Origin of the sequence: Candidatus Pelagibacter sp., from assembly GCF_052049975.1 — a bacterium.
Taxonomy (GTDB): domain Bacteria; phylum Pseudomonadota; class Alphaproteobacteria; order Pelagibacterales; family Pelagibacteraceae; genus Pelagibacter.
Window position 1 is genome coordinate 574,067 of the sequence record NZ_JBNGYZ010000002.1, and the last position, 14,881, is coordinate 588,947.

Annotated in this window: 14 protein-coding genes and 1 tRNA gene; 5 read left to right on the forward strand and 10 right to left on the reverse strand. The window is 29.2% G+C overall.

The features are described from left to right. Nucleotides 1–17: 17 nt before the first annotated feature. The 3 genes from ACTT9U_RS06780 to ACTT9U_RS06790 are packed head-to-tail and all read left to right on the forward strand — an operon-like array spanning nucleotide 18 to nucleotide 2,465. A complete protein-coding gene (locus ACTT9U_RS06780) occupies nucleotides 18–953 on the forward strand; it encodes an L-threonylcarbamoyladenylate synthase (RefSeq protein WP_440932401.1) in 936 nt (311 codons plus the stop codon). Next, entirely contained in the window at nucleotides 950–1,687 is a 738-nt protein-coding gene (locus tag ACTT9U_RS06785; RefSeq protein WP_440932402.1) for an ABC transporter ATP-binding protein, read from the forward strand. Before ACTT9U_RS06780 ends, ACTT9U_RS06785 begins: the two co-directional genes overlap by 4 nt. Beyond that, the gene (locus ACTT9U_RS06790) at nucleotides 1,668–2,465 is read left to right on the forward strand and encodes an ABC transporter permease (RefSeq protein WP_440932403.1); all 798 of its coding nucleotides are present in this window, start codon (nucleotides 1,668–1,670) and stop codon (nucleotides 2,463–2,465) included. The genes ACTT9U_RS06785 and ACTT9U_RS06790 overlap by 20 nt, the downstream gene beginning before the upstream one ends. A gap of 3 nt (nucleotides 2,466–2,468) precedes the next feature. Here the strand turns inward: ACTT9U_RS06790 and ACTT9U_RS06795 are convergent. Beyond that, nucleotides 2,469–2,545: transfer RNA gene (locus tag ACTT9U_RS06795), tRNA-Arg, on the reverse strand. Between the two features lie 20 nt (nucleotides 2,546–2,565). Here ACTT9U_RS06795 and ACTT9U_RS06800 point away from each other — a divergent pair. Then, nucleotides 2,566–3,546 (forward strand): RluA family pseudouridine synthase, encoded by a 981-nt coding sequence (locus ACTT9U_RS06800; protein WP_440932404.1) that lies wholly within the window; start codon nucleotides 2,566–2,568, stop codon nucleotides 3,544–3,546. Nucleotides 3,547–3,599: 53 nt separating this feature from the next. Beyond that, nucleotides 3,600–4,481, forward strand: a complete 882-nt coding sequence (gene rpoH, locus ACTT9U_RS06805; RefSeq protein ID WP_440932405.1) for an RNA polymerase sigma factor RpoH — start codon at nucleotides 3,600–3,602, stop codon at nucleotides 4,479–4,481. Here rpoH and ACTT9U_RS06810 read toward each other — a convergent pair. The 9 genes from ACTT9U_RS06810 to tolB form a co-directional block, all read right to left on the reverse strand. Continuing rightward, nucleotides 4,478–5,770, reverse strand: coding sequence for an adenylosuccinate synthase (locus tag ACTT9U_RS06810; protein WP_440932406.1), 1,293 nt, complete (start codon nucleotides 5,768–5,770; stop codon nucleotides 4,478–4,480). The two genes, rpoH and ACTT9U_RS06810, sit on opposite strands and share 4 nt — an antisense overlap. Nucleotide 5,771: 1 nt before the next feature. Continuing rightward, nucleotides 5,772–6,578, reverse strand: coding sequence for a bifunctional hydroxymethylpyrimidine kinase/phosphomethylpyrimidine kinase (thiD, locus tag ACTT9U_RS06815; RefSeq protein ID WP_440932407.1), 807 nt, complete (start codon nucleotides 6,576–6,578; stop codon nucleotides 5,772–5,774). A 1-nt stretch (nucleotide 6,579) separates the two neighbouring features. After that, nucleotides 6,580–7,911 (reverse strand): phosphoglucosamine mutase, encoded by a 1,332-nt coding sequence (gene glmM / locus ACTT9U_RS06820; RefSeq protein WP_440932408.1) that lies wholly within the window; start codon nucleotides 7,909–7,911, stop codon nucleotides 6,580–6,582. Next, entirely contained in the window at nucleotides 7,911–8,957 is a 1,047-nt protein-coding gene (gene folP / locus ACTT9U_RS06825; RefSeq protein WP_440932409.1) for a dihydropteroate synthase, read from the reverse strand. Before folP ends, glmM begins: the two co-directional genes overlap by 1 nt. 5 nt (nucleotides 8,958–8,962) lie before the next feature. Beyond that, entirely contained in the window at nucleotides 8,963–10,855 is a 1,893-nt protein-coding gene (gene ftsH, locus ACTT9U_RS06830; RefSeq protein ID WP_440932410.1) for an ATP-dependent zinc metalloprotease FtsH, read from the reverse strand. A 64-nt stretch (nucleotides 10,856–10,919) separates the two neighbouring features. Further along, complete coding sequence (tilS, locus tag ACTT9U_RS06835; protein WP_440932411.1) at nucleotides 10,920–11,948, reverse strand: tRNA lysidine(34) synthetase TilS; 1,029 nt, start codon at nucleotides 11,946–11,948, stop codon at nucleotides 10,920–10,922. After that, nucleotides 11,908–12,894, reverse strand: a complete 987-nt coding sequence (ybgF, locus tag ACTT9U_RS06840; RefSeq protein WP_440932412.1) for a tol-pal system protein YbgF — start codon at nucleotides 12,892–12,894, stop codon at nucleotides 11,908–11,910. The genes tilS and ybgF overlap by 41 nt, the downstream gene beginning before the upstream one ends. An 83-nt stretch (nucleotides 12,895–12,977) precedes the next feature. Further along, a complete protein-coding gene (gene pal, locus ACTT9U_RS06845; RefSeq protein ID WP_440932413.1) occupies nucleotides 12,978–13,457 on the reverse strand; it encodes a peptidoglycan-associated lipoprotein Pal in 480 nt (159 codons plus the stop codon). Between the two features lie 81 nt (nucleotides 13,458–13,538). Beyond that, nucleotides 13,539–14,879 (reverse strand): Tol-Pal system beta propeller repeat protein TolB, encoded by a 1,341-nt coding sequence (gene tolB, locus ACTT9U_RS06850; protein WP_440932414.1) that lies wholly within the window; start codon nucleotides 14,877–14,879, stop codon nucleotides 13,539–13,541. Nucleotides 14,880–14,881: the final 2 nt, after the last annotated feature.

Below are 14,881 nucleotides of genomic sequence, written 5' to 3' on the forward strand. Positions count from 1 at the left end.
TTAATGACTGATATTACATGAAAAGAAACTATTCAAATATTAAAAAAGCAAAATATTATTTAGATAATAATGAATGTGTGGCAATTCCTACAGAAACTGTTTATGGACTTGCAGGAAACGCTTACTCTTCAAATGCTGTCAAAAAAATTTTTAAACTAAAAAAAAGACCCTTTTTTAATCCTTTGATTGTGCACTACTTAAAAATTAGAGATTTACAAAAAGACTGTGAAATAAATGAAAATTTTATAAAACTTTATAAAAAATTTTGTCCTGGCCCATTAACTTTTGTTTTAAAACTAAAAAAAAAATCAAAAATATCAAATTATGTTACAAATAAAAAAAAAACATTAGCTGTAAGGTTTCCAAAACATTCTATAACAAAATTGCTTTTAAGAAACTTAGACTATCCTCTAGCTGCACCAAGTGCAAACTTGTCTACAAAAGTTAGCGCGGTAGAACCAAAGCATATAAATGAAGATTTTGGAAACAAGGTTAAATTTATATTACAAGGTAAAAAGTCTAAAATAGGAATTGAGTCAACTATAATTGACTTAACAAATAAACCTAAAATTTTAAGACTGGGTGGTTTGGAAATAGAAAAAATTGAAAAAGAAATCAAAACAAAACTTAATTTTAAATTGAGTCCAAAAAAAATATCAGCACCTGGACAACTGAAATTACATTACTCTCCTGGTTTACCAATCAAATTAAATGTAAAAAAAGCCAATGATGATGTTGCACATATACTGATAATTAAGAGAAAAAATGATAAAAAAAATTTTTTTTACTTAAGTAAGAAATCTGACCTCAAAGAAGCTGCTAAAAACCTTTATAGTGTACTAAGAAAGATTAAAAAAAGTGGTTTTAAAAGAATTGCAGTTGAAAAAATTCCTAATATTGGTTTAGGGCTTTCAATAAATGACAGACTTAAAAGAGCTGCAAAATTTAAATGAAAAATTCAATAGAAGTTATAAACTTATCAAAAAGTTATAAATCTAAAATTGCAGTAAACAATATAAGCTTCAAAATAAATGAGAATGAAATTATAGGACTTTTAGGTCCAAATGGTTGTGGTAAAACCACAACTATAGGAATGATACTTGGTTTATTAAAACCTACTAATGGCAAAGTTTTGATTAATGGATCTAACTTAGAAACAAACAAAATTCCAATTTTAAAAAAATTAAATTTTATATCTCCATATATTGAATTACCAAAAAAACTCAAAGTTAAGCAAAATTTAATTGTTTATGGAAAATTATACAACATTGAAAATTTAGATGATAGAATTGATTATCTCTCAAAAAAACTTCGTTTAGAAAATTTGTTAGATAAAATTACTGGAGAATTATCATCAGGACAAAAAAATAGAGTAAGTTTAGCAAAAGCTTTGATTAATGATCCAAGTGTTCTTTTGTTAGATGAGCCAACTGCTTCTTTAGATCCTGAAACAGGTGATTTTATAAGAACTTTTCTTGAAAATTATAAAAAAGAAAAAAAAATTTCAGTACTATTAGCTTCTCATAATATGGATGAAGTTAAAAGATTATGTAATTCTGTATTGATGATGAAAGATGGAAGCATAGTTGACAAAGGAACTCCAGATGAACTGATTGAAAAACATGGAAGAAAAAATTTAGAGGAAGTATTTTTAAAAATAGCGAGATATGAAAATGAATATAACTAGAATTTATGGTCTTTTTTTACGTCACTTTTATTTAATTACTAGATCTTTCCCAAGAGTTCTGGATTTAATTTATTGGCCATCAATTCAAATCACATTATGGGGTTTTATTTCAAATTTTTTTGCCGATCATAGCAATTATTATAATGGAGCAGTTGGCGTAATACTTTCTTGTGCTGTACTTTATGACTTTCTTTTCAGAACAAGCATTGGTTTTAATATGTTATTTTTAGAAGAAATATGGAGTAGAAATTTTACTAATCTTTTTATAGCACCTATGAAAATTAGTGAAATTATAGTCTCTTTAGTTATCACGGCTTTAATCAGAGCATTGATAGGTTTAATTCCTGCAATACTCCTAACTTCTCCATTATTTGGAATTTCATTATTAAACTTGGGTTTACCTTTGGCATTTCTTTTTTTAAGTCTATATATTTTTGGAATTACTTTAGGATTGTTAGTTTCAGCAGGTTTACTTAGATTTGGACCATCTTTTGAAAACATTGCATGGTCAACAATGTTTTTATTAGCCCCATTTGGATGTATTTACTATCCAGTCGAAACTTTACCAGATTTTTTTCAAACAATCGCTTACTGTCTACCCTTAGTTTATATTTTTGAAGAAACTAGAAATATATTAGTCAGCGGATTTGTTGATTATTCAAATATCATAAATGCACTGTATTTGAATGTATTGTATCTTTTTATTGCAATAGCAATATTTTATTATTCATTTAATATAGCTAGAGTTAAAGGAACTTTAATAAATATGGGTGAATAAATGTGGCGCGCCTGCTAGGAGTCGAACCCAGAACCTCCAGAGCCGAAATCTGGCGCTCTATCCAGTTGAGCTACAAGCGCATATTAAATTAATACACTAAATGAATAATAAAATAAAATATATTGTAGAAAGTAAAGAGGAAAATCAAAGGATTGATATATTTTTAAATAAAAGAAATAAAGAACTAAGCAGGACAAGAATTAAAAACCTCATACTTAATGGAAATGTAAAATATAATAATGATATTTTAACTGATCCTTCAAAAAAAATTAACGCTGAGGATCAGATACTTATTTCAATACCTGAGCCTAAAAAATTATCATTAAAGCCTTATAAATTTAAACTAGACATAGTTTTTGAAGATGATGATTTAATTATTATAAATAAACCAGCTGGCATAGCTATGCATCCAGCACCTGGTAATTATGATAATACTATTGTTAATGCTTTAATTAGTTATGATAAAAATTCATTATCAACAATTGGAGATGAATTAAGACCAGGCATAGTTCATCGTATAGACAAAGATACTTCAGGTTTAATTATTGTTGCAAAAAATAACAAAACACATGAAAATTTATCAATTCAATTTAATGAACATACTATAACAAGAGTTTATCAACTTCTTATTTGGGGAAAAATTAGACCTTCTAAAGGTAAAATTGAAACCTACATTACAAGAAGTTCAAAAAATAGACAAATGATGGAGGCTTCTTTAACAAAAGGAAAATGGGCTATAACAAATTACCAAACCTTAGAAGTTTTTGAAAATGAAAATACGCCAACTTTAAGTTTGGTTGAATGTAAATTAGAGACTGGACGTACACATCAAATTAGAGTGCACATGAATTATTTAGGAAACAGTATTTTAGGAGATACAAAATACAAAAAAAAATATAAATCAATAAAGAATATTGATAAACAACTTAACAATTTGATAACAAGCTTAGATCGTCAATTTCTACACGCAAAAACTTTGGGTTTCATTCATCCTAAAAGTGGTGAAGAAATGGTTTTTTCCTCAATTTTGCCACAAGAGCTTGAAATAATACTTAAAACACTAAGAAATGCAGAAAAATAAGATATTGAATTATTTTAATTATTTATTAAGTACTTCAACACATGAGCATAGCAATGAACAGTAATTTACCAATTCTAAGTAATGAAGGTGGTTTATCTGCATATCTAGACCAAATTAAAAAATTTCCAATGCTAGATGCAGAAGAAGAATACATGCTTGCAAAAAATTGGAAAAACACTGGTAATATTAAATCTGCAGAAAAACTTGTTACGAGCCATCTTAGATTAGTTGCAAAAATTGCTATGGGATATAAAGGATACGGCTTACCAATCAATGAAATGATCTCTGAAGGTAACGTTGGATTAATGCAAGCAGTAAAAAAATTTGAGCCTGAAAAAGGTTTTAGACTCGCGACTTATGCGATGTGGTGGATAAAAGCGTCAATACAAGAATATATTCTTAGATCTTGGAGTTTAGTAAAAATTGGAACTACAACAGCACAGAAGAAGCTATTTTTTAATTTAAAAAAATTAAAAAATCAAATTGCACCTGATGCGGAAGGTGACTTAAGAAATGAACATGTAACAGAAATTGCTAATAAACTAGATGTAAGCAAAGATGAAGTTGTTTCAATGAATAGAAGACTTTCAGGTAAAGAGTTTTCACTTAATGCACAAGTAGGAGAAGATGGAGATGAATGGCAAGATTGGTTAGTCGATAAAGAATTAGATCATGATTTAAAATTTGCACATCAAGAAGAAATGGAACAACGTAAAGATTTACTTAAAGACTCAATTAAAGTTCTTAATGATAGAGAAAGAGAGATACTCTATTCTAGAAGATTAAATGATGATCCAGAGACTTTGGAAGATTTAAGCAAAAAATACAAAGTTAGCAGAGAAAGAGTAAGACAAATAGAAAATAAAGCATTTGAAAAACTTCAAAAACAAATGCTTTTACTAGCTAAATCAAAAAATTTACTTCCAGCAAACTAAATCTCAAAAGGATTTTCAATTAAGATGGTATCTTGTCTTTCAGGGCTAGTGGAAATACTGGAAATTTTTGCTTCAACAAATTCCTCAATTGCCTGAATATAAGTTTTTGCTTTTTCTGGCAATTTATCGAATTCTTGGATCCCATTAGTAGAAGATTTCCAACCAGGAAAAACCTTATATATAGGTTTTATTTTGATTTGATCTTCCACAGCTGCTGGAAGATAGTCTATTTTTTTTCCATCTAACTCATATTGCACACACATTTTAATTTCATCAAGTTCATCAAGTACATCAAGCTTTGTTAAAGCAATACCATCGATACCTGAAACCTTTATAGTTTGTCTAACCAAAACACCATCAAACCAACCACATCTTCTTTTTCTACTTGTAACAGTTCCGAATTCTTTACCTCTTTTACCAAGCAACTCACCTACATTATCAGTCAGTTCAGTAGGAAATGGGCCTTCTCCTACTCGAGTGGTATAAGCTTTTGTAATACCCAATACATAATTGATTGAGTTAGGACCACAACCTGTTCCTGTTGCTGCACTTGCTGCAACAGTATTTGAAGATGTCACAAATGGATAAGTACCATGATCCACATCCAACAATATTCCTTGAGCTCCTTCAAATAATATTTTTTTTCCTTGTTTTTTAAATTCATCAATTTTTAACCATACAGGTTGAGAATATTTCAAAATTTTTGGAGCAATTTCTAATAAATCTTTTTTTAATTTGTCTTTTTCAAAGATTTTTTTTCCTAAACCTTTCCTTATCGCATTATGATGTACCAAAACAGATTCTAGTCTTTGATCTAAATTTTTTTCAGATCTTAAATCCATTACCCTTATTGATCTCCGGCCAACTTTGTCTTCATAAGCTGGTCCAATTCCTCTTCTGGTGGTACCTATTTTTGATTTACCAGCTGCATCTTCTCTTATTTCATCCATTTCTCTGTGAAATGGTAAAATTAAATTTGCTGATTCAGAGATAATAAAATTATCGACGTCAACTGTAACTCCTTTTGTCTTTATTTCCTCAATCTCTTCTAATAAAGACCATGGATCAACAACTACACCATTTCCAATAATTGAAATTTTATTTTTTCTAACAATTCCTGAGGGTAGAAGTCTCAGTTTGTATGTCACTCCATCTATAACAAGTGTATGACCTGCATTATGACCACCTTGAAATCTAATAACAACATCTGCTTGTTCAGATAGCCAATCTACTATTTTTCCTTTACCTTCATCTCCCCATTGAGAACCAACTACTGTAATATTTTTCATATTAAAATTTTTTTATTATAACTGAATTAAGATGATTAATAGGACCATGACCTTTTCCTAATTTAGGATTAGTTTTAATGGCAGAATTAACATATTTTATACCAAGCTCACAAGATTTCTTTAAATCTTTTCCACAAGAATAAAAAGATGTAATAGCGCTCGATAAAGTACAACCAGTTCCATGCGTATTTTTAGTCACAAATTTTCTGTTTTTAAATACTTTGATATCTTTTTTGTTTAAAAACACATCTACAATGTTTTTTTTATTTAGATGTCCACCTTTAATAAGAACATTTTTTGCACCTAAAACTATTAGTTTATTTGCAGCTAAAATCATATCTTCTAAAGTGCTTATCTTTGTATTTGTAAGAACCTCTGCCTCTGGAATATTTGGTGTAATAATATCAACTCTTTTAATAAGTTCTTTTTTTAGAATACTAATAGCTTTTTCATCTATTAGTCTTGCACCACCTTTTGCAATCATAACTGGATCTAAAATTATTTTTTTTAATTTCAATTTTTTTAAAGCTCTAAGTACATTTTTAATTACTTTTGTGGAATGTAACATTCCTATTTTTACTGCATCAGGCTTAATGTCTTCGGACGTGAAAACAATTTGATCATATATTTTAATTGGATCTATAGAAACCACAGATTTAACCCCTGTAGTATTTTGAACTGTCACAGCTGTAATTGCAGTCATACCGTAAGAGCCTAGGCTCGTAACAGTTTTTAAATCTGCCTGTATTCCAGCTCCTCCTGAAGAATCTGAGCCTGCGATTATTAATATTTTTGACTTAGGTTTCACTTTATTTAACCTCTTTTTTAATCATCAAAATACATTTTTTTATAAGTTCAATATTTTCACTTTCTGCCATAATTCTAATTTTTGGTTCTGTGCCTGATTTTCTAACTAACACTCTCCCTTTTCCTTTTATAATTTTTTTTGCATTACTTATAGATCTCAATAATGAATTTGATTTTAGAATTTTTTCATTTTTATAATTAACATTCTCCAAAATTTGTGGAGTTTTTTTGAAAACATTAAAGAACTTACTTGCCTTGATACCTTTTCTGATAGCAAATAAAGCTTCTAATGCTACGAGCAAACCATCACCTGTTGTAGCAAATTTTCCTAAAATTATATGTCCAGATTGTTCTCCACCTAAATTATAATTCTTTTTTTGCATCAATTCTTTCACGTATCTATCTCCAACATCTGCCCTAGAAAATTTTATATCTTGGGATTTAAAAAATTTTTCCAATCCATAATTAGACATTAACGTACCAACAACACCTCCTCTAAGAATTTTCTTTTTTTTCCATCTTAATGATAAAGCTGCAATTATTTGATCTCCATCAATAATTTTACCTCTTTCATCACACATAATAACTCTATCTGCATCTCCATCTAATGAGATGCCGATGTCAGCATTATTTTTTTTCACTGCTAATTGAATTTTTTTTGGAAATGTAGAACCACATTTCTCATTTATATTTAACCCATTTGGCTTATTTCCTAAAGTTATCACTTCAGCACCTAAAGATTTAATTAGTTTTGGAGCTGATTTATAGCCTGCACCATTTGCACAATCTATTACAATCCTCATATTCTGAAGATTAAACTTTTTTGGAAAATTTTTTTTTAAAATATTTATGTAAGTATCAGTTGCAGTTTCTAATCTTTTTACTCTTCCTAACAAATTATATTTGGAGAGTAATAATTCAGTTTTTTTATCTATTAATTTTTCAATTTTTTTTTCAATATTATCAGAAAGTTTTAATCCATCTGGACCAAATAATTTTAAACCATTATCAAAATATGGATTATGTGACGCTGTAATCATTATTCCCATATTTGCTTTAAACATTTTTGTCAGCATTGCTAACCCATTAGTAGGTAGAGGTCCTAAAGTATAGACATGCATTCCTGCTGAAGCTAAACCCGAAACTAAAGCTGGTTCTAAACTATAACCTGATAATCTAGTATCTTTTGCTATGATAGCTGTTTGTTTTTTTTTTTTTAAATTTGTAAAATATCTCCCAGCAGCTAAACCAAATTTAAAAAACATTTCTCCATTTATTTTATTCTGATTTACTTTTCCTCTAATCCCATCTGTACCAAAATATTTTTTTTTCATTAACTATTTAAAAGTTTATCGAAAACCTTAACGCTCTGTTTGATTTCATTGACATCATGTACTCTTAATATTTGAACACCTCTCATTATTGCAAATAAACTTGAGCTAACAGTTCCGCCGATCCTTTCCATGCTATCATTAATTCCTGAAATTTCTTTAATAAATCTTTTTCTTGATATACCAAGTAAAATTGGAAATCCTAAAGAATGATAAAGACTTATATTTTTTAAAATAGACAAATTATGTTTCAAATTTTTTCCAAAACCAATACCAGGATCTAATATTATATTATTATGATTAATACCATTTTGTTTCAAAAATTTAATTTTTTTTTCAAAATAATCATAAATATCTAAAATGACATTCTGATATTTTGGATTTTTTTGCATGTTTTGCGGATCACCTTGAGAGTGTTGAAGCACAAAAGGTGTTTTGTATTTTATTAATATTTTAATTGAATTTTGATCAAACTCTAAGCCAGATACATCATTGATTAAATTTACTTTTTTTTTAATACCTTTTTCCATAATAATTGATTTTCTTGTATCTAAAGATGTATTAAATTTTTTCAATTTATCTAATATCTTACTAATTCTGCTCCATTCCTTTGAGGCATCAATTGTTTTTGAACCTGGTCTTGTTGACTCACCACCAACATCAATAATTCTAGCACCAGATTTACAAAGTTTTAAAGCCTGATTGTAGCCAGAATTTAAGTTATTAAATTTTCCTCCATCTGAAAAACTATCTGGTGTAAGATTAAGCACACCCATTATATTCGTTTCATTAAATTTTAAATTAGAAAAATTTTTTTTTTTTTTGATTATATTCTTTAAATCATTTTTTATTTGAATTTTGATTTTCTCCGGTAAAGAATCTATCTTTTTTATGCTTATTATTTTTTCTGAGTTTCTGGATATAATTTTAATATGACTAAAAGAAATATTGTTTTTACCATGTAGAGGTAAAGTCTCTCTTTTATTAACTAGAAATTTAGAGTATTTACCATAATAGAAATTACACGCTGAAGTGTAATATCTTCTCATTGAATTTAATGTACAATTTTTGGTTTCAAGCCCATTGACGATAAAGCAGAACCTTTATCATCGTCATCTACTTTAAGATCTTGTTTATCTGCTGGATAGATATTCTTATTAATCAAATTCTCTATTTCTTCACCAGATAAAGTTTCATAGGTAAGTAATGCTTTTGCAAGCTTATGTAAATCATCAATTTTTTCTGTTAAAACCTTCCTTGCCCTGTCATATCCTTGATCAACTATTTTTCTTATTTCAGAATCAACTTTTTTTGCTGTTTCCTCTGACATATTTTGTTGTCTCGCTACTGATCTGCCTAAAAACACTTCTTCTTCATTTTCTCCATAAGCTATAGGACCTAACTCCTTACTCAACCCTGCTCTCATGACCATGGCTCTAGCTCTTTTTGTTGCTTGTTCAATGTCACTTACAGCTCCTGTTGTCACCTTATCATCACCAAAGATTATTTCCTCAGCAACTCTACCACCCATTGCTATAGCTAATTGTGCATGTAATTGTTCTCTAGTTTGTGACACTTCATCTCTTTCTGGTAATTGCATCACCATCCCTAAGGCTCTTCCTCTAGGAATAATTGTAGCTTTATGTATTGGATATGCTGCACTTTCGTTTATCGTCACTATAGCATGACCAGCTTCATGATATGCCGTTAATTTTTTTTCCTCTTCACTCATGACCATTGATCTTCTCTCAGATCCCATCATTACTTTGTCTTTAGCTTCCTCAAATTCGTTAAGAGTAACAATTCTTTTGTTTTTTCTAGCTGCAAGTAATGCAGCTTCATTAACCAAGTTTGCTAGATCTGCTCCTGAAAAACCAGGTGTTCCTCTTGCAATAGTTCTTAAATTAACGTCTGGTGCCATTTTTATTTTTTTTACATGAACTTTTAAAATTTTTTCTCTTCCAATAATATCTGGATTAGAAACAACAACTTGTCTATCAAACCTCCCTGGTCTTAATAATGCAGGATCTAATACATCTGGTCTATTTGTTGCAGCTATAATTATTACTCCTTCATTGGTATCAAAACCATCCATCTCTACTAAAAGTTGATTTAATGTTTGCTCTCTTTCATCATTTCCTCCTCCTAGACCTGCACCTCTACTTCTTCCTACTGCATCAATTTCATCTATAAAAATTATACAAGGTGAATTTTTTTTACCTTGTTCAAACATATCTCTCACTCTAGAGGCACCCACACCTACAAACATTTCAACGAAGTCTGAACCAGATATTGTAAAGAAAGGAACGCCTGCTTCACCTGCGATTGCTCTTGCTAATAATGTTTTACCTGTTCCTGGAGGACCAACTAACAATGCTCCTCTTGGTATCTTTCCACCAAGTCTACTAAATTTTTTTGGATCTTTTAAAAATTCTACTATTTCTTCAACTTCTTCTTTTGCTTCTTCGACTCCCGCAACATCATTAAAGGTTACTTTCCCTTTTAATTCATTCATCATTTTTGCTTTAGATCTTCCAAATCCCATTGCTCCACCTTTTCCTCCTTGCATTTGTCTCATGAAGAAAATCCAGACTGCTATTAGCAACAACATTGGGAACCAAGAAAGCAAAACTCCAAATAGAGAAGGCATTTTTTCTTCTAATGGTGCAGCTGAAATACTCACACCTTTTTCAGATAATTTTTCAATTAAATTTGGATCATTAGGTGAATAAGTTGAGAAATTATTTCCATTTGAGTATACACCCTTTATATTGTTTCCTTGAATTTCAACTTTTAGAACTTCCCCATTCTCTACTGCAGTTAAAAAATCCGAAAATATTATTTGATTTCCACCTCTAATGTTGCTTTGAGGATTTTTAAACATATTATAAAGACCAATAGTCAAAAAAACTATTATTGCCCACATTGCTATGTTTTTGAAATTCATAGTATTAAAATAAGAATTAATATTTATTTAACAAGTGTCAATTTATCATCAAAACAAATATTTATTAAATTTCTTCCTTGATTATCACTGTATTATTGGTTTTTTTAATAATACAACCACCTAATGTAGTCTTAAATCCTTTATTACTAGAAACTAAATTTAGTATTCTTTTTATTTTTTCTGCTCTTGCAAAATAATATTTGTTTCCCAGTTCTCTGATACATTTTGACAAAGATCTAAATTTTATTTCATCTGTACATTCAAAAAAATTTTGATTCAAATACATCCTTTTTCTTTTTTTTGAATAGAAAATATTTTTATTTATATTTTCATCTACTACATATTCGATAGCTTTATTGGAATAGCTTAAATTATTAATTGTTGTATCAAGCTTATTTTGATCAAGTCCCTCCAAACTCAAATTTTCTAATAATTTTCTAACTCTAACTCTTTTAAAATCTTGATTCTCATTTGATGGGTCTTTTATAAATTCTTTAAATATATAATTTGCTATATAAATTAAATTTTTCTTTTTAAAATCTAAACAAGGTCTTTCAATATTTATTTTATTCATTGAAGTTTTTTTCTGAAAAGAAACTAGACCTCTTAAGCCACTACCCCTAGTTAATCTCAAAATAAAATTTTCTAATTTATCTTCTAAATGATGGCCTATGATAAGATGATTTATGTTTAATTTTTTGCACTCATTCAGAATTAATTCGTATCTTTTTTCTCTTGCTTTAGCTTGAATGTTGCTAGTTGGTTTTTTTCCTTTCCAAGTTAGTATTTTTGCTTCGATAAAGCATTTTTTTAATAATCTTCTCACATATTGAGCTTCTTCTGTGGAGTTAGGTCTTAATTTATGATCTACAATGAAAAATTTTACCTTTAATCCAAATTGAATAGCATAAATTTTTGATAAATATGCTGTAGCAAGACTATCAGCACCACCAGAAACTCCTACCGCGAATGGAGAATTGATATTTAAATTTTTTTTAAAATCTAAAAAAAATTTTTTTAATTTTTTATTATTTAAAGTTTTAAGTAATTTATTATGAATCTTGTTTGCTACACTCAAATTTTTTAGATTCATATTTAGCTTTTTGAATTACAGATTGATTTGCATCAGGGTATTGTTCTTCTACTCCATTTATCATCTTGCAACCTTGATCTTTTTCACCAATTTGCACCATTGATACACCCAATTTTAATAAATTAATTGGAGCCTTTTCACCTTTAGGATATTTTTGATATCCCTCTAAGTATGCAGATGCAGCATCAGTATAAAGCTGACGAATTCTAAAAGTTTCTGCATACCAATATTGTGCATTACCAGCAAGGTCATGATCTGCATTTGCAATTACAAATTCTCTGAATGCTCTTTCAGCTGTAGTGTAATCTCCAACTTTTAAAAAACTTGTTGCAAACTCATATTGTTTTTCAGGACTCTCTTCAGGCAAAATTTTTTCTTCAGATTGAAAATTTTCAGTAACTACAGTTGCAGTAGTATCAATTGATGTTATTTGTTGAGTTGTTTCATTTGTAGCTGTATCTTTGTACGATATTGCGCCAAGGTCCTGGGGCTGTGAACTTCCTGGTAATGCCTCCACTACATTTTCGTCTGTTTTGGGTAAAGTGCTTATAATGTTTCCTGAAGATATTGAATTTTCTAAATCTTGAAATCTAATTTGATTATCCGCTTGAACTTTTGATAATCTACTTGATAACTTGTCTAATTTAAAATTTATCTCCTCAAAATTGTTAGTTAGAGCTTGAAATTGGCTTTCAATTTCAGATAACTTCAACAAATGTCTTGTTAGTACGTCCTCTGAGTTCCCTTCTGATATTTCTAAGGTATTAAAGTCTGTATTTGTTTCATTTGAGCCAGAGTATACGGCACGTTCTAATGTCTTTAGATCTTTTTTAATTAATTCTAATGTTTCATATAAATTTTGATCCTCAGCATTAACTGGAAGAAATACTAAAAAATATAAAATTTTAAAAATTATTAGGTTTTTTAATTTTTTTTTAAAGTACATTATTTAAGTACTAATTATAATGATGGCAAAAAAAAGACCCTAAATAATTTATTTATTTAGGGTCTAAATTTTTAAAGTTAAAATTAGTTTGCTTTTACTGTAACAGATCTTCTGTTTTTTGACCAAGCTAATGGGTTAGATCCAGAGTCTACTGGTCTTTCTTTACCATAACTTAAAACTGAAATTCTGTCTGAAGAAATACCATAAGTCATCAAGTAATCTTTAGCTGCATTTGCTCTTCTTTCACCTAATGCTAAGTTGTACTCTCTAGTTCCTCTTTCATCTGCATGTCCTTCTAGGACTATGTTGATATCAGAATTTTTTCTTAACCAAGCAGCTTGTTTTCTAAGTGTTTCCCTAGAAGCTGTTGTTAATACTGACTCGTTTGTTGCAAAAAATACTCTATCTGGAACACCTGATGCTAAATATTCAACTGTATCAGTTCCAGTGTATACGTCTGCTTGCATTTGGCCTGTTGATACTTTTTTTGTTGCACAAGCTGATAGTGCAAAACATGCCAAAACTACAAGTAATGTGTTTTTTAAAATCTTGTTAAATTTCATAATGCTCCTTGATCAAATTACTAAATCTTAACTTTTCACAATTAAATAGAGGTTTCAAGCTAAAAAATCAAGAATTATTATCTAATTACTTAATAAGGATGACCAAGATGGGTCGGATGCATCCATAGGCGTTGTTACTTGTCTCTCATTATAACCAGTAAGGTCTATAGACCATAGTTTTGCTGAAAAACCCTCTCCTTTTTCATCTGTTTTGGTTTCTCTATAAAATATTAATACTCTTCCATTAGGAGACCAAGATGGAGCTTCCTGATAGTAATTTTCTGTTAATAATCTTTCTCCAGTACCGTCTGTTCTCATGACACCGATATAAAATTTACCCTTATGTAATTTGGTAAAAGCGATAAGATCACCTCGTGGAGACCAAACTGGAGTACCATACAACCCTTTGCCAAATGAAATTCTTTTTACATTTTTTCCATTATTATCCATTACATATATTTGTTGATAACCACTTCTATCAGAATTGAAGCATATATATTTCCCATCTGGTGAATATGATGGAGAAGTATCAATTGAAGGATGATTAGTTATTTTATCAACAATTCTACTTTCTAAATCCATAGTATAAATGTCTGAATTGCCATCTTTTGCAAAACTCATAATAATTTTTTTTCCGTCAGGAGAAAATCTTGGAGCAAAAGTCATACCAGGAAAATCACCAACAACTTCCTGAGTCCCTGTTTCAATATCTAGCAAATATACTCTTGGTAGATTTCTAAAATAAGAAAGATAAGTAACCATTTGACTATTTGGATTAAACCTAGGGGTTAATACGAGTTCATTTCCTAATGTTAAAAATTTATTATTAAAACCATCTTGATCCATAATTGCTAGTTTTTTAATTCTTTTTGTTTTCGGACCTTCTTCGGCAACATAAATGATTCTGGTATCAAAGTACCCTTTTTCACCTGTCAATCTTTGATAAACCTTATCAGATATTATATGTCCTACACGTCTCCAATTTGTTGGAACAGTTGTAAAAGCTAATGCCATCATTTCTCTTCCGGCTAAAATATCCCACAACCTAAATTCAACTCTTAATTTTTGATCAACAAAGCTTACTTTGCCTGTTATCAATGCTTGTGCTTTAATTAATTTCCAATCTTCAAATCTTGGTTTTAAATTTGCAATATCAGGTTCTTGTAAAAATGCATCTTTATTAAGTGGATTAAATAGACCTGAAGTTCTTAAATTGTTTTCTACAACTTCAGAAATTTCTGAACCGATATTTTCTTTTTTTAATATTTTTTTGAATTCTTTTTTTGAACTTTCGTCAATTGACAATGGTGATACTGCAACAGGCAAAGGATTTAAATTACCTCTTGTTATATCAACTTCGATTAGTGCATAAGCATTAATAGGTATTAAAGTAAATATTATAAGAATTAATTTTTTTATCATCT

Coding starts and splice junctions, on each gene's coding strand:
- ACTT9U_RS06780 (WP_440932401.1), top strand. CDS start 18: ATGAAAAGAAACTATTCAAATATTAAAAAAGCAAAATATTATTTAGAT.
- ACTT9U_RS06785 (WP_440932402.1), top strand. CDS start 950: ATGAAAAATTCAATAGAAGTTATAAACTTATCAAAAAGTTATAAATCT.
- ACTT9U_RS06790 (WP_440932403.1), top strand. CDS start 1,668: ATGAAAATGAATATAACTAGAATTTATGGTCTTTTTTTACGTCACTTT.
- ACTT9U_RS06800 (WP_440932404.1), top strand. CDS start 2,566: ATGAATAATAAAATAAAATATATTGTAGAAAGTAAAGAGGAAAATCAA.
- rpoH (WP_440932405.1), top strand. CDS start 3,600: ATGAACAGTAATTTACCAATTCTAAGTAATGAAGGTGGTTTATCTGCA.
- ACTT9U_RS06810 (WP_440932406.1), bottom strand. CDS start 5,770: ATGAAAAATATTACAGTAGTTGGTTCTCAATGGGGAGATGAAGGTAAA.
- glmM (WP_440932408.1), bottom strand. CDS start 7,911: ATGAAAAAAAAATATTTTGGTACAGATGGGATTAGAGGAAAAGTAAAT.
- folP (WP_440932409.1), bottom strand. CDS start 8,957: ATGAGAAGATATTACACTTCAGCGTGTAATTTCTATTATGGTAAATAC.
- ftsH (WP_440932410.1), bottom strand. CDS start 10,855: ATGAATTTCAAAAACATAGCAATGTGGGCAATAATAGTTTTTTTGACT.
- tilS (WP_440932411.1), bottom strand. CDS start 11,948: ATGAATCTAAAAAATTTGAGTGTAGCAAACAAGATTCATAATAAATTA.
- ybgF (WP_440932412.1), bottom strand. CDS start 12,894: ATGTACTTTAAAAAAAAATTAAAAAACCTAATAATTTTTAAAATTTTA.
- pal (WP_440932413.1), bottom strand. CDS start 13,457: ATGAAATTTAACAAGATTTTAAAAAACACATTACTTGTAGTTTTGGCA.
- tolB (WP_440932414.1), bottom strand. CDS start 14,879: ATGATAAAAAAATTAATTCTTATAATATTTACTTTAATACCTATTAAT.